This is a genomic window from Dapis purpurea BLCC-M126, from assembly GCF_050015975.1.
In the GTDB taxonomy this organism is placed as follows: Bacteria; Cyanobacteriota; Cyanobacteriia; order Cyanobacteriales; family Microcoleaceae; genus Trichodesmium.
Genome location: NZ_JBNHER010000260.1, coordinates 73,142 through 95,599, shown reverse-complemented (window position 1 = coordinate 95,599; position 22,458 = coordinate 73,142). Strand labels below are relative to the sequence as shown.

The 22,458-nt window shown below is 35.2% G+C and carries 13 protein-coding genes and 1 pseudogene; 10 read left to right on the top strand and 4 right to left on the bottom strand.

Annotated features, from left to right (window positions below; genetic code table 11):
* The first annotated feature begins 171 nt into the window (after positions 1–171).
* From ACP6PL_RS23775 to ACP6PL_RS23755, 5 genes and pseudogenes are all read left to right on the top strand, one after another.
* Entirely contained in the window at positions 172–1,296 is a 1,125-nt protein-coding gene (locus ACP6PL_RS23775) for a P-loop NTPase fold protein (RefSeq protein WP_426547767.1), read from the top strand.
* Between the two features lie 291 nt (positions 1,297–1,587).
* Positions 1,588–2,814: pseudogene (locus tag ACP6PL_RS23770) on the top strand (nSTAND1 domain-containing NTPase).
* 72 nt (positions 2,815–2,886) lie between these two features.
* On the top strand, positions 2,887–3,213 hold the full coding sequence (locus tag ACP6PL_RS23765) for a hypothetical protein (protein WP_426547766.1): 327 nt from the start codon (positions 2,887–2,889) through the stop codon (positions 3,211–3,213).
* A 51-nt stretch (positions 3,214–3,264) separates the two neighbouring features.
* The gene (locus ACP6PL_RS23760) at positions 3,265–6,183 is read left to right on the top strand and encodes a WD40 repeat domain-containing protein (RefSeq protein ID WP_426547765.1); all 2,919 of its coding nucleotides are present in this window, start codon (positions 3,265–3,267) and stop codon (positions 6,181–6,183) included.
* A 78-nt stretch (positions 6,184–6,261) separates the two neighbouring features.
* Positions 6,262–6,918, top strand: a complete 657-nt coding sequence (locus tag ACP6PL_RS23755) for a Uma2 family endonuclease (protein WP_426547764.1) — start codon at positions 6,262–6,264, stop codon at positions 6,916–6,918.
* Positions 6,919–7,055: 137 nt separating this feature from the next.
* On the opposite strand, the gene ACP6PL_RS23750 is transcribed toward ACP6PL_RS23755, so the two are convergent.
* The 3 genes from ACP6PL_RS23750 to ACP6PL_RS23740 form a co-directional block, all read right to left on the bottom strand.
* Positions 7,056–9,647: an endonuclease MutS2 gene (locus tag ACP6PL_RS23750; protein ID WP_426547763.1), complete on the bottom strand. Its 2,592-nt coding sequence runs from the start codon at positions 9,645–9,647 to the stop codon at positions 7,056–7,058.
* Between the two features lie 257 nt (positions 9,648–9,904).
* Entirely contained in the window at positions 9,905–11,161 is a 1,257-nt protein-coding gene (rodA, locus tag ACP6PL_RS23745) for a rod shape-determining protein RodA (protein ID WP_426547762.1), read from the bottom strand.
* A 1,142-nt stretch (positions 11,162–12,303) separates the two neighbouring features.
* Complete coding sequence (locus ACP6PL_RS23740; protein ID WP_426547761.1) at positions 12,304–13,467, bottom strand: GuaB3 family IMP dehydrogenase-related protein; 1,164 nt, start codon at positions 13,465–13,467, stop codon at positions 12,304–12,306.
* A gap of 428 nt (positions 13,468–13,895) precedes the next feature.
* Between ACP6PL_RS23740 and ACP6PL_RS23735 the strand changes: the two genes are divergently transcribed.
* The 5 genes from ACP6PL_RS23735 (at position 13,896) to ACP6PL_RS23715 (ending at position 18,421) form a co-directional block, all read left to right on the top strand.
* Positions 13,896–14,258: a VOC family protein gene (locus ACP6PL_RS23735; RefSeq protein ID WP_426547760.1), complete on the top strand. Its 363-nt coding sequence runs from the start codon at positions 13,896–13,898 to the stop codon at positions 14,256–14,258.
* A 395-nt stretch (positions 14,259–14,653) separates the two neighbouring features.
* Positions 14,654–14,983 carry a thioredoxin gene (gene trxA, locus ACP6PL_RS23730; protein ID WP_426547759.1) on the top strand — a complete coding sequence of 110 codons (330 nt, stop codon included), beginning with the start codon at positions 14,654–14,656 and terminating at the stop codon, positions 14,981–14,983.
* Positions 14,984–15,076: 93 nt separating this feature from the next.
* A complete protein-coding gene (trxA, locus tag ACP6PL_RS23725) occupies positions 15,077–15,400 on the top strand; it encodes a thioredoxin (RefSeq protein ID WP_426547758.1) in 324 nt (107 codons plus the stop codon).
* Positions 15,401–16,036: 636 nt separating this feature from the next.
* Positions 16,037–16,846, top strand: coding sequence for an SDR family oxidoreductase (locus ACP6PL_RS23720; RefSeq protein WP_426547757.1), 810 nt, complete (start codon positions 16,037–16,039; stop codon positions 16,844–16,846).
* Between the two features lie 723 nt (positions 16,847–17,569).
* Positions 17,570–18,421, top strand: a complete 852-nt coding sequence (locus ACP6PL_RS23715) for a leucine-rich repeat domain-containing protein (protein WP_426547756.1) — start codon at positions 17,570–17,572, stop codon at positions 18,419–18,421.
* A 708-nt stretch (positions 18,422–19,129) separates the two neighbouring features.
* On the opposite strand, the gene ACP6PL_RS23710 is transcribed toward ACP6PL_RS23715, so the two are convergent.
* The coding region (locus tag ACP6PL_RS23710; RefSeq protein WP_426547755.1) for a tetratricopeptide repeat protein at positions 19,130–22,458 on the bottom strand (3,329 nt) is incomplete at its 5' end.

Here is a 22,458-nt window from a genome sequence, read left to right as displayed (position 1 = left end):
TTCAGCTATATTAAAAATTAGATTGATTTTAGGAGAACATTAAAAATATTATGGGATTAGATTTACAGAAATTTTATCAAGCTACAAACCCTAGTCAGGTTCTAAAAGCTGAGAACCCACAATACCAAAAGTATTACATAGATTTTTCTGAAGTGCGAGGGGGCAAAATCATTGAAGAACTTAGGGACAATAAATGAGCCTACTTGTGAACTATTTACAGGCCATATCGGTTGTGGCAAATCTACAGAATTATTACGACTAAAAGCTGCATTAGAAAAAGCAGAATTTCATGTGGTTTATTTTGAATCTTCTCAAGATTTAGAAATGGGTGATGTTGATATTGGCGATATTATGTTGGCGATCGCTCGTCGGGTAACAGAAAGTATTGAGAGTTTGGAAAAAATTAGTTTGCCTCAACCAAAAGGTTTTCAAAGAATTATTGACGGAGCGGTCAAACTTTTACAAACAGAAATAGACTTGTCTGCGGAAGCTACACTACCTGGAGTTGGTCAAATTTCTGCTAGTTCCGAAGATAAGTTTTCTCTGGAAGCAGGTTTGCCTGGTATTGGAGAAGTAAAAGCTAGCGATGATGAGGGAGTATCTCTAGTTTTGGAAATTGGTAAAATTACTGCTAAAACCAAGAATAGTCTTGAACTTCGTAAGAAATTGAGAGATTATTTGGAGCCACAAACAGCTAGTATTCTGGAAATTATCAACACAGAATTAATTGAACCTACTGTTGAAAAGTTGAAACAAGATGGGAAAAAAGGCTTAGTAGTAATAGTTGATAACCTTGACCGTGTAGAAAATAGAACTAAAGCTTGGGGTCGCCCTCAACCTGAATATTTATTTGTAGATAGAGGGGAACAGTTACGACAACTCAAATGTCATCTTATCTACACTATACCTCTGTCTCTAATGTTTTCCAATGATTACAATAGACTGACCAGTCGCCTAGCAGTGGAACCGAAAGTTCTGCCAATGGTACCTGTGAGACTACGAGATGGTAATGAATATGCCTTGGGAATGAACAATCTACGACAGATGGTTTTGGCGAGAGCATTTCCTGACTTAGACTCTGAGCAGAGACTCGGTTTAATTTCCGAAGTCTTTGATACACCAGAAACACTTGACCGCCTCTGTCAAATTAGTGGGGGTCACGTTCGTGAATTATTACAACTGCTGCGTAGTTTAATCATGAAAGAGCGGAAACTACCACTTTCTCGTGAATGTTTAGAAAGGGTTATTCGAGATAAGAGTAATCAAATGAAGTTGGGAGTAGATGACAAAGAGTAACTATTAAAAAATGGCGTAAAATTAGAGCCAGAATTAGAAGCTGATCTGGAATTTGCCCTGGGTAGATTAGCAGATAATTCGGCAGATTCTTGCAAACATTATGAGCGAAGTTTAGAGCTATGGGAACAAATTAATAACTTAGTAAAACAAGGATATTTATTATTTTATTTAGGCTTATGGTGGCGGAATTATGCTGATATAAAACGTCAGGAGTATAAGCAGAGTTGCCAACAAGCAAAAGATTATTTTCAGGAATGTATAAATTGTTTAGAAGTTGCGGAAAGAACTGATTTGATTGATAGATTTATTAATTATTTAGCAGAGGTTAATCATCGACTTTTAGATTGGCATGAGTTAGAAAAAGTTGCGGAAAAAGCTTTAACTATTCATCAAAGTCATCAAACAAAGTTTAGAATAGCTAGAGCTTATGGATTTTTAGCCGAAGTTAAGTCAAATCGAAAAGCTTGGCATAAAACCGAAGACTTTGCTCAACAAGCATTATCTTTACTAGAAGAAGCCGTTACTGAAATATCAAATTATGCTGACAAAAGTAATCTAACATTAGATTGGGAACTTCACTATCACAAGGGTTGGTATTTATTTTCCTTAGCTAAAGCTCAAAAAAATCTTGACCAAGTAGAAACAGCTATTACAACTTTAGAAGCAACAAAAACTATAACTAAACCTGGTTACGACCCCGAACTTTATCGGTTGATTGTCAAAGAATTGGTAAATTGCTATTTCCACAAAGGAGATTATTTAACTGCATTTAATCAAAAACTAGAGCAACAAGAAATTGAGACTCAATTTGCCATTAAAGCTTTTATTGGGGCAGGAAAATTACAGCCAAGAAAACAACGATTAAATTTAGCTTTACCAGGAATTAAAAAATCAGAACAACTAACTCAAGAAATAGCTACTTCTGGCAGGTTGCCAGATGTGGAAAACCTAGTAGCTAAGATTAAACTCCCTGAGCATCGATTCACAATTTTGTACGGTCCGTCTGGAGTTGGTAAAAGTTCTTTAGTGGAAGCTGGATTAATTCCAATTCTCAAAGGATAATCTATAGAAACTAGCGACATTTTGCCAGTTTTGCAGCAAGTTTATACTAATTGGAGGCAAGACCTTGGTGATAGTTTGGCAAAGGCTATTTCACAATTGGAAAATAGAGAAAATTTACCTGCCTCTATTAAATCTAACGATGACTTACTGGCAATTTTAAGAGCGCAAGAACAGCAGAATACAGTAACAGTTTTAATATTTGACCAGTTTGAGGAATTTTTCTTTAATAATAAGGACATAGATAGTCGTCAACAATTCTATGAATTTCTCCACCGATGTCTGCAAATATCTTTTGTAAATGTAATTATTTCCCTGCGAGAAGATTTCATAAATTATCTTTTAGAATGCAATAGGATAGTAAGTCTAGATATTATTAACAACGATATTCTCAGCAAAAATTATATCTATTACATTGGTGATTTTTCTATCGAAAATGCTAAATCTGTTATTCCTTGAATAACAGCCCAAACTACTTTTACTTTAACTTCAGAACTAATAGATGAATTAGTAAAAGATTTAGCAGGAGATTTGAAAACTGTCCGACCAATTGAATTACAAATTGTGGGGTCCCAGTTACAAAGTGAGAATATTACTACTTTAGCAGAGTATCAAGCAAAAGGTCCGAAACAAGCTTTTGTCGGGCGGTATTTAGAAGAGGTAATTAAGTATTGTGGACCGGAGAACGAAAGGTTAGCAAAAGTAGTTTTATATTTCCTCACAGACGAGAATAATACTCGCCCCCTCAAAAGTCGGGTGGAGTTGGAAGAATATACAGAGAAACCCGAACGGATGGAATTAATTTTAACTGTTTTAGTTAAGTCTAGATTAGTATTTAGAATCCCGGCAACTCCATGAGATAATTATCAATTAGTTCACGATTATTTAGCATATTTTGTCAGAAAAGAAATGTCAGAAGCAGCTCAGATATCTGCTGAGTTGGAGAAGGAAAGAGAGCTGCGGAAACAGACAGAAAAAATGTTGAATGAGGCTTTGCGAAAAGAACTAAATTCTGCCCGTCGTGCGGCTATTACTTTAGGGGGAATGGTTTTAACAATAGGGGGAATTGCTATTGCTACAGCGTTATTCGGAATTAACAGTTATTTGTCAGGTTTAAGTGCAGCTTCTAAGGATAATACAGAACTAGATCGGTTAGTATCTGCTATTGACGCAGGAAAAAAATTAAAATGGTTATCTTTGGGAGCAACTCCAGGAACTAAACTGCAAGTTTTGTCAGAATTAAGTACAGCAATTCAGGAAGTAAAAGAGTTTAATAGATTTGAAGAACATGAGGATGATGTAACTCATGTTAGCTTTAGTAATGATGAGAAAATGATTGCTACGGGTAGTAAAGATGATACAGTAAAAGTTTGGTCTGTTGATGGTAGTCAAGAGGAAAAATTTTCTTATAAACATACTGATGATATTACCCAGGTTGACTTTAGTTCTGATGGTAAAATAGTTGCTTCTGCTAGTAAAGATAATCGAGCAATAATTAGGTGGATAGATGGTAGTAGAGAAGAGATTATTTTAGAACATAGTGATGATGTATTGGATGTTAGTTTTAGTCAAAATAATCAGTTTTTAGCTACAGGTTGTAAAGATGGAAAAGTGCGAATGTGGAGAATAAAAGATGGTAGTGTAGTTAAAATTTTTGACAGACATACTGCCCCTGTTACCCACGTTACTTTTAGCCCTAATGGTAAGATTGTTGCTTCTGCTGACGACTATGATAATGTCAAGCTTTGGTTTATTGATGAGGAAAAAGAAGATGTAAATATAAATAATTATGCCACAACTGATATTGAGTTTATAGATAATAAAACTGTTATGTTGTCTAGTCGAGGCAATGATTTTAAAGTTTATAAAGTCGATGGAGAACTTATTAAAAGATATGGTGAATCTTTAGAAGATTATACTCATAATGTTATTAGTGATAATAGAAAGTTAATATTTTCTGTTCTAAAGTATAGTCAAAATTACTTGCGTGTAAATTATATTCACCGGTCTAACCGGGTTTGGATTTTAGATCAAGTAGATAAACATAGTGAAAATATCTCGCATCTCAGTTTTAGCCCGAATAACAAATTTCTAGTATCAGCGAGCGAAGATGATACAGTAATATTTTGGAAAGTAGATAATTTATCGACGGGAAATTTTTTTATTGATAGAAAAGAGTATATAAGTAGTTTTGACAAATTTTTAAGTGCAACTATTACTAGAATTAACAACAATTTCAGAAAAGTAGAAGTATTACAGAATAATCAAGATTTTCTAACAAAAATAATTGTACCTAATTCTTACACTTTTAGTTTTAGTCCTGACAATCAAAATTTCATTACAAACAGCACTAACTATAGTTATTCTCCTAAATTGTGGAATATTGATAGAGGAGAAATACCCTTACAGGAAAATACGGAATCTGTCAAAAATATTAGCGTTAGCTCCGATGGAAAAATAATAGCTGCTATCTATAATCATAAGTTTATTCAATTATGGGATAGCGAAGGAGTATATCTTAAACGTCTAGAACATAATGAAGTAGACAAAATTGCTTTTAGTCCAGATAGTGAGATTGTTGTTTCTGCCAGTTACAACCAAATAAAATTCTGGAGTAACGAAGGTGAATTAATTGCAGAATCAGATGGAAATTATCAACAGTTGGAAGACATTGTTTTTAGTCCAAACAGTGAGGCTGTTGCAGTTGTCAGCGATGATCAAGTAAATTTTTTTAGTCGCAGTGGTCAACTAATTAATTCTTTTAATAGTGATAATAAAAAAATTGAAAAAATAATTCTCAGTCCGGACAAACAAATAATTGCTACTAGAAGCCATAATCAAGTAAAATTATGGAACCTTGATGGTAAATTAATTCAAGATTTAGGTGGGCATTACCAGAAAGTTGAAAAGGTTATTTTCAGTCCAGATAGTCAAATTATTGCTACTATTGGTGATGATAATTTTGCCAAACTTTGGAGAATAGATGGTACTTATATTGGCAAACTAGAACATATAGATCAAGTAAGAAGTTTGGATTTTAGTCGTGATAGTAAGAAAATTATTACTCTTAGCTATAATTATGAAAGATTAGAAAATAGTGTAATTAAGTTGTGGAAAAGTGATGGAATTCCCATAAAACCGTATCAAATTTATGATTATGGGATCAATAATATTAATTTACATCCAGATGGTAACTTTATTGTTTCTACTTCTAGTAATGTTGTCAAACTTTGGGATAGTGATGGAAAATTAATCACAATTTTGAAGGGACATTATGGAGAAATTAATGATGTCAAGTTTAGTCCTGATGGTGAACATATTCTCTCTGGTAGTGATGATGAAAAATTAAAACTTTGGAGTTTGGAGGGAAAACTTATCAGCACTTTTGAGGGTCATACAGATATAGTGAGTAAGGTAACTTTTAGTCCTGACGGGAAAATGATCGCTTCAGTTAGTAATAATGATACTGTTATATTATGGGATTTTGAGAAGAAAAAACTGAAAAAACGGATTAAGAATGAGAATGAGTTAGTTGAGAGTATTAGTTTCAGCCCTAACAGTGATATTCTAGCCATCGAACATGACTATGGTAAAGTAACACTCCATCTACTCAATGGCATATTTACCCAAGAAACCCAACTCTACACAACCAACTCATTCTTAGGGGAAAAATTTAGTCCTGATGGGAAAGCGATCGCCGTACAAAACCAGTCAGGAGTATTGCTATTAAACGCAGACTTAGACGACCTACTCAACCGTGCTTGTAACTGGGCGAGTGCTTATCTCAAAACCACCAAAGACAAAAACATCAAGCATCTTTGCGATTAAGACCAGGCTAAAAAACGCTACAATATTCTTTAACTTCATTATTATTGCAGTGTACTAATAACTGATAACTGAAATACAATGAACAAAACTCAAACACAAATACCCACAGACACTTGGATAACAGCAACTTGGGAAGAATATATCCAAACCATTGACAACCCAAGTTACGAAAAAACCAAAAGTTACTACCACAACGGAAAATTTAGAATCGAAATGTCACCATTAGGATACAAGCACGGTAGAGACCATGCACTTATCATCACAGCAATTAATCTATTTGCTGGAGCCAAAAACATTAACGTCAACTGTATTGATAATTGCACTTACCGCAAAACAGGATTTGGAGCAGCTCAACCAGACATTTCCTACTATATCGGAGAAAATGCAGATGTAATTCCTTTGGAAACATCTATTATTGACCTAGATATTTATCCTCCAGCAAATCTAGTTATAGAAATTGCCAATACTTCCCTCGCAGACGATCTAGGGGAAAAGCGTTTGTTGTATGAAGCAATGAATATTGCTGAATATTGGATAGTTGATGTACAGAAGGTAGAAGTTATTGCCTTTGCTATTGCCAATAGAGGTAGTCAAAGAATTAACCAGTCTCAAGTTTTACCTGGTTTAGCAATTTCTTTCTTAGAAGAAGTGCTACAACGCACTCGTCAAGAAAATCAAATCCCAATTTACACTTGGTTATTCAGTCAGTTTCAGGAGCTAGGGAATAAGGAATAGGGAATAGTGGATTGTTTCATCTTAAATGTTGCAATAGGAAATTGGTCTGAGATTGCTTCACTATCGTTCGCAATGACTATTCTAATATACTGTTTTAGCTGAAACAGTCCACTACAAATTTTTTCTAAATTCTGACTTTACTTCAAATGAGCAATAGTCACCCCACTACCTCCATCATTCCTACCAGCTAACTCAAAACGTTCCACTAAAGGATTTTCCTGCAAAAATTCATGGATACCTTGCCTCAACTTACCAGTACCCTTACCATGAATAATCCACAATAAACCATATTCGATGGCTTTCGATAACGCCCTATCAACCTCGATTTGAGCATCCGCTACCCGACTACCACGAATATCAATACTATTTTGAGAAGTACGAACAGCTAAACCACTAGAATTAACTTCTGGTTGAGTTTCCTTAGACTTACTTTCTGATTTTTTAGTCTTTTGAGATTCTACATTTTTACTCTTCTTAAAAGACTCTACCTTCTCACCATCAAGAGATTCAACTTCTCTCAAATTAACCGTCATTTTCATTATTCCAAATTTAACAGTTAACTCATCATTTTCATTAGGAGCAGTCAACACTTCTGCCGTTTGCCCAATTTTCGGAATTCTAATTCTATCTCCTTCCTTCGGCATAAAACTAGGTTTCTTGGGTGGAAGAGTACGAGAAGGCAAATATTTCTCAGAAATTTCATTAATAGCATTAGTCGCTTTCTGAGCATTTCTAGCAATTAACGGGCCTTGTTGTAAATTCCGAATAACCGTCGCGATCTCCGCCTTTGCTTCAGCAATTTTTTCCTGTACTGCTACTTCCTGCGCCAACTTTAATTCCCGTTCCCGTTCCTTCAAAGCTTCAGCTTTTCGAGCAACTTCTTGATGCAAATACTCAGTTTCTTGTAATAATTCAGATGCTTCTTTTGCCTTAGTTTCCTGCTTTTGTCTTTGCTCTTCTAAACCTGCAATTACTTGATTTACATCCTCTGAATCTCCCCCAACGTAATCTTGGGCTCTATCAATAATATCCTGTTTTAAACCTAATCTACCAGCAATAGTCATGGCATTAGACCGCCCCGGAATTCCCCAAAGTAGACGATAAGTTGGTTGTAAGGAATTAGTATCAAATTCTACTGAAGCATTTTCAAACCTTTCATCTTCATACTTGAGAGCTTTTAGTTCTCCAAAGTGAGTAGTTGCCACTGTTAATAGTGCGTTATCTGCCAAATATTGTAGTAGAGAAATTGCTAAAGCACTACCCTCAGTCGGGTCAGTACCAGCACCAACTTCATCTAACAAAACAAGAGTAGGTGATAAACAAGAATTTTCTAGATTTTCATCTACAGAAAAATCATCAACTTCTAAATTATTTTCATCCTCAGAACAATCATCAACTTCTATTACTTCTGACTCCTGACTCCTGACTCCTGACTCCTCTTGATATTCTGACTCCTGACTCCTGACTCCTGACTCCTCTCTATCTATGGCTTCTAAAATTCTAATAATTCGCCGAATATGACCAGAAAAAGTAGATAAACTTTGCTCTAAAGACTGCTCATCACCAATATCAGCTAATATTTGCTCAAACCAAGGCAACTCTACAGGATCATTCGCAGGAATAAACAACCCCACTTTTGCCATTAGTGCAGCTAATCCCAGAGTTTTCAGAGTAACAGTTTTACCACCAGTATTAGGGCCAGTAATTGCTACAACTCTGACTGGCGGTCTAACATTTACATCAATAGGTATTACCGAATTTCCCTGTTCATGCTGCTCTTGCCATACTAACAACGGATGCCTTAATTGACGCATGGTCATAGGTTGGTCCGAGTCTGGGTCAGTAAACTGAGGAGGATTAGCTCCCAACCATAAACTATAACGAGCGCGAGCTGTAGCTAAGTCAATAATAGTAGCGATCGCCAATAACTGCTCTAAGTCTTCCTTGACTTCTGCTACTTGCTCAGTTAGAGCTTGCCTAATAGCTTCCTCTTCCCTTTGAGCTTGACGTTGCAGTTGTCGCATTTGGTTATTGAGGTTGACAACTGCATTAGGTTCAATGTATAATGTGGAGCCTGTTGTGGATGTATCGTGAACAATACCAGGAACAGCATCCTTTTGAGGAGCCTTAACAGGGATTACAAAGCGATCGCCCCGTTGAGTAATAATAGGTTGTTGAATAGCACCTGCTTTCCTTTGTAAAATTCCTCGGAGAATATGATCGATACGATCCCGGAGATGGTGCATTTTCTCACGAATTCCTGCGAGTTTAGGATTAGCTCTATCCGTAACATCCCCCCGATCATCTATACAACGGTGAATTTCTTGTTCTAACTCTGGATAAGTCCGCAAGTCAGCTACCAATTCGGGCAAAACAGACAACTCATATTCTGACTCATAACTATCAATTGCCCGACGCAACTTACGAGATCCAGCCAGAGTTGTAGTAATAGCTAAAAGTTCACCTCCAGAAAGGATACCACCCAATTCTGCTCTTTCCAGGGAATCACCAATATCTTCAATCCCGTCAAAAGACAAACCCTGTGTGAGAAGAGTTTCTAGTTTGTATACTTCCTGAGTTTGGGCTAATAACTGTATTGTCTCCGTCCTTGTTGACGGAATTGGTAAATGATGAGTAGCAATTGCACCCAGTTTAGTTGCTGTAAAAGTGGCCAGATGTTGACACAAGCGAGGCCATTCTAGTAATTCTAAAGTCTCCGATTGAATCAAAGCTTATTTATCAAGGATTATGAACTCTGAAATATATGATACTACAATTACAAAAATTGTGTGTTCATTAGACAAATTCTGACTTCTGAATTTGTTTTTGTAACGGAGTGAGCAACCCTCCAAAAACATTTCGCCAATCAAGGTAGGGTTGCCCAATTCAATTATTTTGATGAACTTTTCCCAGTAACCATTCCTCTTTAATTCTAATCTACATATTTTTCTTCGCTGTTACTTAAGAAAGAAAGCAGACTTTGGTCTCAAAAATTTTGTTTAGGTCTATAATTGGCAACTGACTGCACCAACCCCAGAGCAATAAAATTACTCAACAAAGCTGATCGCCCATAACTAAGTAAAGGTAATGGGATACCAGTCACAGGAGCCAAACCAATATTCATACCAATGTTCACAAAAACTTGGAATATCAACATTGATAATACTCCAATGGCGATGAGAGAACCAAAATTATCTTTAGCTTTCTGAGCAATAATCACCAAGCGCATACAAATAAACCAAAAAGCAAAGAGTACGAGAATACAACCTATAAAACCCAATTCTTCACCAATAGCTGAGAAGATAAAATCTGTATGCTGTTCTGGGATAAAATTCAGTTGAGTTTGAGTACCTTGATATAATCCCCTACCAAAAAGTTGTCCAGAGCCAATAGCAATACGAGATTGGATTAGATGATATCCTGTACCCAAAGGGTCTTGCTCTGGATTAAGAAATCCTGTTAATCGGTCTTTTTGATAGTCTTTCAACAAATCCCATAATATTTGCCCAACGTTTCCAGATAGAATATTAATTCCAGCAACTACCGGAGCCCATAACCAACCCCAAGGTAAACTTCGCCAAGCAATTAAGGCCATCAAAGTTATCCAGGCAACCCAAGCAGGGAAATAAATGCTATAAAGAATAGCTGAGAAAATGGGAGAAACAAGCAATATTAACCAGCCAGGATTAACATTACCCCAGTAAAGCATTCCCATAGTAATTGAAGCAAATATTAAGGAAGTGCCAAGGTTGGGTTCTAAAAAAACTAATAACCAAGGTACTGCTGTAATTATCAGAACTTTAAAAAAGTCTAGTAGCTTTACCTTAGTCTGTGACGAGAGTATTGCCGCTAAGGTAATAATTACCCCAACCTTCGCAAATTCTGAGGGTTGAACATGGAAACCTGCAACATTAATCCATCTTTGTGCCCCTAGGGCTGAAGTACCTATGACTTGTACCGCAACTAAAGAGATATTGGTCAAGATATAAATTATCCATTTCCAGTTAACTAAAACTTCGTAGCGACAACGAGCAATAATTAAGGCCAAAATTAAGCCTACTCCTCCAGTGAGCCAATGCTGCCACCAGTCTGTTAAGCCTTGGTTTCTTTCCACACTTTGGATCATAACTCCACCAAAGATAGTCATTCCTATATAAATCAATAGCAGAGACCAATCTATATTTCGCCAGTGTGAAAGTAGGGATTTTCGACGATTATTTCTTAAAACTAATTTCTGGGTCATATTGTAATGTTGGGATAATTTAGACTTTAGAATATTCTTGATAGTTAATACATCTACTTGAGTCGAATGTCTGCATAAATTGAATTTTTATTTGACGAAATCCGATTTCATACTAAATCCGGTTTATAGAGTATCCTTTTGGGAAAGTGGGGAGATGGGAGGATAGGCAGATGGAGAGATAGTTATAGAGGATTTTGAAAAAGGTATTTTTAATAACTGGATTTGGTATCACTAAAAGTTTGGAGACTAAAATCCCATAACTCAAATAACTAGCCACTCTAATCCCGCAAACTTGTTTATTTTCCTGGAGCTTCGGTATTGCACAATCAGGAATGATGAAATCTGAAAATAGATATTTTTTGGATAATTCTTTCCTTAAAGATATGTACAGTTTAAATTCTATAATTAATTTAATATGGAAACCCCTTGCTACGGTAACGATGTTGTTGGATTAAATTTTACCTTTTTGATGAGGGCTTAATACTCTGAGTTGTAGTTTCTTCAATCTTTTCTCTGAGTTTCTGAGATACTAAGGATTTTCTACACTATCACCATTTCTATCAGTAAGTGAAGATCGGGATGTTTTATACCACTTTGAAAAAATAATACTACAAAAAGGTATATCTCAAAGAAAGATAGATACTTAAAAAAAACTTCTCTAATTCATTTTAGACAGCTATCTCTATACATTTTCCTTTTTTTTTCAAAATCTACTCCAATTTCGGTCTTTCTTCTTCCTAACTTCTACCATTTGTAACAAACATTTATCAATTTGCTATGGTCCCATAAAGTTTCTATCCAGTACTCATGTCTAAAGCCCAAAAATCACTACTAACTTCTGACTTCTGATTATTGACTTCTGACATTAAGCCCACCAAGCATCTTCGTTAGGAAAAGACTATTAATCAAAACTGCTATAAGCTCAAAAATCTAATTAAACCTCAAGTTACCAAAGGAACCGCCCGAACTAAAAAAGTCCGGGCGGATTGTGGTGTGAGGAGTGAACGGAAACATAATATCTCCGCTATCTCTATTGTGACATTTCCTTTCAGATAATTCCAGGATAATTGATAAATTTAAAAACTACTTCACAAATTTTGTCAAGGGTATGAGATATCTTGAGTTTTATTAAGCAAGTAAATCTACTTGCCCATTCCCAATTTTTGAGCTTTTTGATAAACTTTACCCTCAGTTAATAAGGAAGGAGCAATTACCACTTCAACCTGTTGCATTTCCTTCAAATCCTTAGCACCCAAAGTTCCCATGCTAGTCTTGAGAGCGCCCAATAAATTATGAGTACCATCGTCCAATTGGGCTGGGCCACACATGATTTGTTTTATCGTTCCAGTTGTACCTACCTGAATCCGAGTGCCACGAGGCAATACTGGACTAGGAGTAGCCATGCCCCAATGATAACCATGTCCAGGAGCTTCAACTGCCCTAGCCACGGGTGAACCAATCATCACACTATCAGCACCACAAGCAATACATTTACAAATATCACCACCAGTAATCAAACCCCCATCAGCAATAACTGGTACATAATTCCCTGTTTGTTGGTAATAATCATCTCGTGCTGCGGCACAGTCTGCTACTGCTGTCGCTTGGGGAACTCCAACACCTAAAACACCGCGAGATGTGCAAGCTGCACCTGGGCCAATACCTACTAGTACTCCTGCGGCTCCTGCTTTCATCAAATTTAAAGCCACTTCATAAGTAACACAGTTGCCCAAAATCACAGGCATAGGCATTGATTGACAAAATTGAACCAAGTCAAGAGTCGGTACTGATTCAGATGAGAGAAATGCAGTTGAAACAACCGTTGCTTGGACAAAAAATAAGTCGGCACCAGCATCAGCAACTACTTTCCCATATTTCATTGCTCCTGCAGGAGTTAAACTTACTGCTGCGATACCACCTTGACTTTTTATTTCCTTAATTCTCTGAGAAATTAATTCTGGTTGGATTGAGGTTGCATAAAGTTCCTGCATCAAAGTCACAAATTCGTCTTTGCCAACAGACCTAATTTTTTCTAAGATTGGCTCTGGGTCAGCATAACGAGTTTGAATACCTTCTAGGTTTATAACTCCTATAGCCCCTAACTTTGATAAGATAACTGCCATTTGGACATCAACTACTCCATCCATTGCACTAGCCATGATGGGTATTTCTCTTTCAATACCACCAATGCTCCATCTGGTGTCTGCTAAATTTGGATCAAGTGTACGTTGCCCAGGAACTAAGGCAATTTCATCGATTCCGTAAGCTCTACGAGCTGTTTTTCCACGTCCAATAATTATATCCACTGCTTTTACCAACTCCCAAGACCATTTTAGTTAGGGTATCAAATTAAGAGGGTCATTGGTCATTTCAGTTATCAGTTATTAGTTAACAGTACGTTCTACTTCAGTAGGAGGGAGAGCTTGAAATACTGAATTTTCTTTTTTTTATCCTTTTGAAAGAGTAGGCTTGAGACCTTATTTTCTGGTCAGTCAGTCAATGGTCAAAAGTAAAGTAATTTTTAAACTGAGTCTTCCTACTTAACTGTCAATTCAGCTTCTACTGAAAAAATAATCAAGCTATTGGGAAGGCTTTTAAAGACTTAATCAATCAAGAATTTAGTCGCTATTATTAAAAGTATGATAACTGATCGGGATTTTTATGTTATTCCCCAATCTCACACCTGTAAATTTAGAAATAAATAAAAATAAATAAATTTTAATAATTTTTAACTATGAAATTAAAAAGATTAGGCCATGTAGCTATCTGCGTCCAAGACGTTGACAAAGCAGTAGAGTTCTATAAAAATCTGGGCATGGAGATAGCCTGGAAAGATTCTGACTGGGCATATCTTAAAGCAGGAGATGATGGACTCGCACTTTTGAGTCCTGGATATGACCAAGCAGGGCCACATTTTGGGTTTGTGTTTAGTGATCGTTCAGAAATGGAAATGGCCTACGAACAGCTTATAAATCTAGAACTCCAAGTCTCTCCCATCCATGAACACCGAGATGGCACAGCTTCTTTCTATTGTAACGATTTAGACGGTAACTGGTTTGAATATCTCTATGAGCCAGCAACTGTAGTTGATAATTAGATGTCTATTTTATACCTATAAATATATTCAGTTTTCATAGTTCAAATAATATGGACTAAGCTAGCTGTACTTTAGATTTTTGTAGGTTTAAGTTGGGCTAAACGAGTCCCATAAAATTTAATTTATTAAGTGTGTCTAGATGAGGCGAGGATGAGAAAAAGTTTTGTCACAAGAATAATGAATACTCTGATTGAAGACAAGATATGATATTTTGTTGAGGATAATACAATACATTATCGATCAGTCTATAGTAGAATATATATTTAGCATATTTTTCAAAATCTATATAATTCAGAAAAGTGTGGTATCTCAAAAATTTGATCGACTCCTGTACCAGATAATGGGATAATTCAATAGAGTAGACTCAAAGATAGATATTTAAGGATTACTAAGAAATGTCATCAGCAACACCAGTAACCGATAGCAGTTTCAGCCAGGAAGTGCTTGAGAGTAATGTTCCAGTTTTAGTAGACTTCTGGGCACCTTGGTGCGGGCCATGCAGAATGGTGGGTCCTGTCGTTGACGAAATCGCAGGACAATATGAAGGACAAATAAAAGTAGTTAAATTAAATACGGACGAAAATCCAAATGTAGCAAGCCAGTATGGGATTCGTAGTATTCCTACCTTGATGATTTTTAAGGGAGGCCAAAGAGTTGACATGGTGGTTGGTGCTGTTCCCAAGACTACATTGGCTCAAACTTTAGAGAAACACCTGAATGAATAAGTTGACAACTTTGAACAGTAATTGTCTAGAAAGTTGTAAAAAATTCTCTGTATCCATACATAAAAAAATCGATATTATAAGGATTACTAAAGAATGTCATCATCAACACCAGTAACTGATAGTAGTTTCCAGGAAGATGTGCTTAATAGCGATCTTCCGGTTTTAGTAGATTTTTGGGCTCCATGGTGCGGGCCATGCAGGATGGTGGGTCCTGTAGTTGACGAAATCGCAGGACAATATGAAGGAAAAATAAAAGTAGTTAAACTAAATACGGACGAAAATCCAAATGTAGCAAGCCAGTATGGGATTCGTAGTATTCCTACCTTGATGATTTTTAAGGGAGGCCAAAGAGTTGATATGGTAGTTGGTGCTGTTCCCAAGACTACATTGGCTAACACTTTAGAAAAGTATCTTTAACTCATTTCATTGGTCGTCTCAACCTAATAGAGGCGGTTTAAAGTTAGCCAGGGTGTTTTAACTTTAACCCCTGGTTTAATAACGATAGACGAAATTCTTATACAGCTGGCATAATGAACAATTAATTATTATCCCTCCTTGAACAGAACAGGATTAACAAAAAAGAATTTTTTTTCTTTTTTCTGCTTGAAAGGAAAGGCTTTAAACCATAATTATTTGGTAATCTACTATCATAAAATCAAATCCCTCAGATGATTAACTTTTCTATGAGTAAAGAAAAAGAAAGGGATGCTGAAAGCCGATAAATAAAGTAAATATTAAGAATCTGATAATCCTGTTATAACTGTGATTTGATAGTTATCTCCCAGTAGAGCTTGAATTCCTCAGAGCTATATGAGATCAAAGTTTTCCTGCGGAATGCTATCGAAACAGCTAAGTTTATTAATTAGCTCTTAAGTATATAATAGAATCAAGAAGTTTACCCACATTTGTGACATAAAAGAGCGATCGCCACTAGAGTCAAAATAGTCTGCTGTACTGTCAGTTCTGGCTTCATCCATATACACCAGTTACTGACTCAGGAAACTTGAGAAATTATCCTCTCTACCTTACTGTGTTAATATATATTCGGAATTTATGTGGCAACATGCAATCATTACAGGTGGTTCTAGTGGTATTGGTAAAGAAATCGCTAAACTATTAGCTAGTCAAGGAAGTAATATATCAATTATCGCTCGTAACTCTCAAAAATTAGAAGCAGCAAGGGTGGAAATAACTAGTAATGTGGTTAATCCAAAACAGAAAATTTTTACTATTTCCACTAATGTTGCTAATAGATTAGAAGTAGAAAATGGGATTCATCAAGCTATTAAGGAAATAGGTGTTCCAGATTTATTAATTACTGCTGCGGGTATTTCTTATCCTGGTTATTTTCGGGAGTTACCAATAGAAATATTTGAACAAACAATGGCGATTAATTATTTTGGTTCTCTCTATTGTGTACGAGCTGTTTTGCCAATAATGGAACAACAAAAAAAAGGGCAAATAGTCATGATTTCTTCTGGTGCTGGTTTGATAGGAATTTATGGTTATACTCCCTATTGTCCTAGTAAGTTTGCTATTCGAGGTTTAGCAGAATCTTTGCGGGGAGAGTTGAAGTTATCTGGAATTTCTGTTTCTGTTGTTTATCCACCAGATACAGATACGCCACAATTAGAGGAAGAGAATAAAACTAAGCCTTTAGAAACTAAAAATATTACTGCTACTTCTGGATTATGGAGTGCAACAGATATGGCTGTTGAAATATTACAGGGAGTGAGGAAAAAAAGTTTTGTAATTGCTCCTGGTTTAGAAATGACTTTGTTAGATAAATTGCATAGTTTATTAGCTCCCATAATTCAGTGGTATATGGATTTAATTGTGATTAAAACTCTCAAAAAAGGTTGAATGAATTTTTAGTATAGAAAATTCATAAATTGTTATGGATAGATTGAGAGTATTTTGCTGGAATAGCAATTCTAGTTTGACGTTATATTCAATTGGGTAGTATTGGTAAAATTAATGCCTCTTATGGATTTGCTTAACAAATCCAAGCCCTACTTGGAATTTTTTCCTCTTTTAGAATCTCTTAACTCCAAAGTAAGCACATTTGATATTAGGTGAACGATCGGTTCATAGGTTTATCAAGTGGATTAAGTCTACAACAACTCTTGATCTGCTAAAATTTTTCCCCGTAATATTTTATAGAATTAAAATATAGTTGTATTGGATAATAATATGGCTATATAGAAAATATTCTTTTTGATACATAATATTAAATTCGGTAGTATCGTTAAAATTAATCCTTCATAATATTAAATTCGGTAGTATCGTTAAAATTAATCCTTCGTAGGGGTTTGATGAGCAAATCCCTCAAATTTAGAGTTTTTGCCAATACTAATACTAGAATCTTATTCTCCAAAGCAAGTGGATTTGATATAACCCACAAAATGTACCACACTCTACTTAAATATAATTGCTATATCTATGGTTTAGCAATTATTTCAAGTACTTTGTTCCTCGATGACTACAAGATTTACACAGCAGAGGTTTTTGGAATTTTTTACGTTATCAAGCTACAAGTCTAGTGTATAATCTTTTCGTCTTTGCTCAAGTGGAAAAAATCAAAAAATGATTATAAACTATCCCAGTATTATGAATTGTGTTTTAAATTCTATCCTAGGAATAACTTTAACTATTGCAATATCTAGTATTCCAAAATCTACTGCTCAAGCTCAAGTTAGCAATTTTGATAATTTTTTTGATTGGTGTAATCAAAAAGATAATATTTCACCAGAAGCTAAACGTACTGTGGAAGCAATTTTAGTAAAATTTGGTACTGATGATTGTTCTCAAGCCACTCAAATAGCATCTTTTACTACTAGATTAAATTTAATTAGCAGACAAATTTCTGATGTTAAACCTATAGCTTCTTTGCCTAATTTAACTCGATTGGTTTTACACAATAATCAAATATCAGATCTAACTCCTTTAGCATCATTGAAAAACCTAGAAAGACTCTACCTTGCTCAAAACAAAATATCCGATCTTACTCCTATAAAGTCACTCACAAAATTACAAGAACTAATTCTTTCAAACAATCAAATTTCTAACATAAATCCCCTAAATTCACTAACTAATTTGAATAAACTATTTCTTTCAAATAATCAAATATCAGATCTAACTCCTGTCAGATCATTAACTAATTTGACAGAACTTAATTTAAGTCGCAACCAGATTTCCGATCTTAGCCCTCTTGCTTCACTAACTAATTTGACAGAACTTAATCTCAGTAATAACCAAATCTCTGACATTACAGCACTTGCTTCTTTGAAAAAATTAACTTCAATAAATCTTAATTCTAACAAAGTTTCTAATGGTAATGCTTTGTTATCTTTGCCAAATTTAACTGAGATTTATATTCACAATAACCCAATTGCAAAACAAGTTTGTCCTAATAATCTAGATGCAATTTGTTTCTGAAGTTAAGCAGAAAACTCGAATCATATAATCCCATCGGAAATCCAGATCCAGAATAATTTTTATCTAGTTGTTTGATTCTAATGGGAGCGCCAATTTTTGGGAAGAAAAACCATTTAAATAAATGATGATATAAATTTAGATTGATTTTTTTCTGACTTGTTATACAAGTTTGATAAATTTTTGCTACAAAAACTTAGCTCGCAACTTAGGAGTTAGGAGACAGGATAAATAGTTTTAGACATCATTATATTGGCTGGAATATCCTTTTTTCATCAAAGGTTAACCCGATTAAATTATTTTATAGCAGTTTTAATTAACATAGAGTACAGAGATTTTTGCTTCAAGACAGAAAGCAGAAGTTTTCTAGTCTACCTTTGTGAAAAACGCTATAATTACCCTGATTATTTGTAACATTATTTTTTCTCTTCGTATTAGAACGAATTACAGGACTGTTGAGGATAGTGAGGTAAATTTGCAGTTCAGGCTTCGACGCCTATAACAAGCAGGATGCTTGTGTTACCAAAATTTTTTTTTTACCTCACGCGCCTCCGAAATTCCTATAATATATTGGTTTGACACTCTAATCGTGACATTTATAACTATTACTTTTGAGGGACTAATTTTGACAAAGTTTTCATGGAAAATATTAATCTTTATTGCTAAAGATGACTCTACTTAAATGATCGAGATTCAACATAAGAATCTGAATTATCGCTTTAATTTTCTCACCATTTTCATCACTTCTTGATAATCCTCATTTTGTCCTTTTTGTTGATAGATATTAGCAGCTTTTTCAAAGTCATCTATGCCTCCCTCATAATCTTTAATAAAACAACGGATCATACCCCGATTATAATAAGTTTTAGCATCCGTAGCTTCAAGTTTAATTGCTTCTGTATAATCATCTATTGCCTGTTGATGATCCCCTATTTCATAATTAGAAATACCTCGATTATGATAAGCATCTGCATCGTGAGGATTAATTTTAATTGCTTCAGTAAAATCAGCGATCGCTCCATAAAATTCCTGAATTTCATAAAGACAAATACCTCGATTATTATAGGCATCTGCATCTTTAGGATTAGCTTGTATAACGACAGTAAAATCTGCAATGGCAAGTTTATAATCTTTCATCGCATGGTAAAGACGTCCTCTGTTATGACAAGCATTAGGATTAGTGGAATCAATTTCAATCGCATTAGTAAAATCAGCAAGTGCCCCCTGATAATCTTCTAAACGAGAACGAACAATACCTCGTTGATTTAAATAGCCATAAGCTTTCTCAGGATTAAGTTTGATTGCTTCAGTAAAGTCAGCGATCGCCTCCTGATAATTTTCCTGTTGAGAGTGTATTTTGCCTCGCTGGTAGTAGACATGAGCTTGATTTGGATTTACTTCTAGTGCTTTCGTTAATGAATTGATTGTCTTTTCCCTATCTTCCTCTATAGAGAGAGTTTTTTCTTGTTGATTGTTAGCATCACTATCTTTATAATCAGTAATCTCAGTCTGAGGTTTTTTTGCTAAAGTTTCATCTACTGATACTTCTGAAGATGTCTCTGTTTCTACATTAGTCTCAGTTTCTGGAGATTTTTCCACTTCTACATTAGTCTGAGATGTTTGTTCTAAAGTTTCATCTACTGATGTATCTTTCTGTATCATTTTCATTACTTCCAGATAATCTTCATCTTGTCCTTTTTGTTGATAGATATCAGCAGCTTTTTGAAAGTCATTTATGCCTGCCTCATAATCTTTAATAAAATAACGAATCATACCTCGATTATAATAACTTTTAGCATCTGTTGGTTCCAGTTTAATTGCCTCTGTATAATCATCTATTGCCTGTTGATGACCCCCTATTTCATAATTAGAAATACCTCGATTATGATAAGCATCTGCATCTTGAGGATTAATCTTAATAGCTTCAGTAAAATCAGCTATCGCTCCATCAAATTCTTTAATTTCATAACGACAAATACCTCGATTATTATAGGCATCTGCATCTTGAGGATTAGCTTCTATAACTACTGAAAAATCTTCAATAGCAAGTTTATAATCTTTCATCACATGGTAAAGACGTCCTCTGTTATGACGAGCATTAGAATTACTGGAAGCAATTTCAATCGCATCAGTAAAATCAGCAAGTGCCCCCTGATAATCTTCTAAACGGGAAAGAGCAACACCTCGTTGATTGAAATAGGTAGAACCTTTCTTCGCGTTAAGTTCTATTGCTTTATTAAACTTAGCGATTGCCTCCTGATAATTTCCCTGTTGAGAAAGTATTTTGCCAAGCTTGTAGTAGACATGACCTTGATTTGGGTCTACTTTTAGTGCTTCATTTAAAGAATTGATTGTCTTTTCTCTATCTTCTTCTAGAGATAGAGTTTCTTCTTTTTGGTTGTTAGTATCACTATCTTTATAATCAGTAATTTCAGTCTGAGGTCTTTTTGCTAAAGTTTCATCTACTGATACTTCTGAAGATTTCTCTGTTTCCGCATCTGACTTAGTTTCTAAAGATTTTTCTACCTCTACATTACTCTCAGGTTTTTTTGCTAAAGTTTCATCTACTGATGTATCTTTCTGTATCATTTTCATTACTGCCAGATAATCTTCATTTTGTCCTTTTTCCTGATAGATATCAGCAGCTTTTTTCAAGTCATCTATTCCCCCGTCATCATCTTCAATGAAATAACGAATCATACCTCGATTACGATAACTTTTACCATCTTTTGGTTCCAGTTTAATTGCTTCTGTATAATCATCTATTGCCTGTTGACGATCTCCTATTTCATAATTAGAAATACCCCGATTATGATAAGCATCTGCATCGTTAGGATTAATCTTAATAGCTTCAGTAAAATCAGCTATCGCTCCATCAAATTCTTTAATTTCATAACGACAAATACCTCGATTATTATAGGCATCTGCATCTTGAGGATTAGCTTCTATAACTACTGAAAAATCTTCAATAGCAAGTTTATAATCTTTCATCACATGGTAAAGACGTCCTCTGTTATGACGAGCATTAGAATTACTGGAAGCAATTTCAATCGCATCAGTAAAATCAGCAAGTGCCCCCTGATAATCTTCTAAACGGGAAAGAGCAACACCTCGTTGATTGAAATACCTAGAAGCTTTCTTCACATTAAGTTCTATTGCTTTAGTAAAGTTAGCGATCGCTTCCTGATAATTTCCCTGTTGAGAAAGTATTTTGCCAAGCTTGTAGTAGACATGAGCTTGATTTGGGTCTACTTTTAGTTTTTCATTTAAGGAATTGATTGTCTTTTCCCTATCTTCCTCTAGAGATAGAGTTTCTTCTTTTTGGTTGTTAGCATCATTATCTTTATAATCAGTAATCTCAGTCTGAGGCGTTGCTGCTAAAGTTTCATCTACTGATACTTCTGAAGATTTTTCTGTTTCCACATCTGACTTAGTTTCTGGAGATTTTTCTATCTCTACATTCGTTTCTGGTCTTTTGGCTAAAGTTTCATCTGCTGATACTTCTGAAGACTTAGTTTCTGGAGACTTTTCTATCTCTACATTCGTCTCTGATCTTTTTGCTAAAGTTTCATCTACTGATACTTCTGAAGACTTAGTTTCTGGAGATTTTTCTATCTCTACATTCGTTTCTGGTCTTTTGGCTAAAGTTTCATCTGCTGATACTTCTGAAGACTTAGTTTCTGGAGATTTTTCTACCTCTACATTCGCTTCTGGTCTTTTGGCTAAAGTTTCATCTGCTGATGTATCTTTCCGTAAATAACGATTGAACAACCTTTGCACAAGAGGATTAGCTAAATTTTTCGAGGTTTCTAATACTTCTGAAGATTTTTCTGTTTCCACATCTGACTTAGTTTCTGGAGATTTTTCCACCTCTACATCAGTTTTAGGTATTTGTGTTACCTTAGACTTAGTTTCCAGAGGTTTTTCTGTTTCCACATCTGACTTAGTTTCTGGAGATTTTTCTACCTCTACATCAGTTTTAGGTATTTGTGTTACCTTAGACTCAGTTTCCAGAGGTTTTTCTGTCTCCAAATCTGACT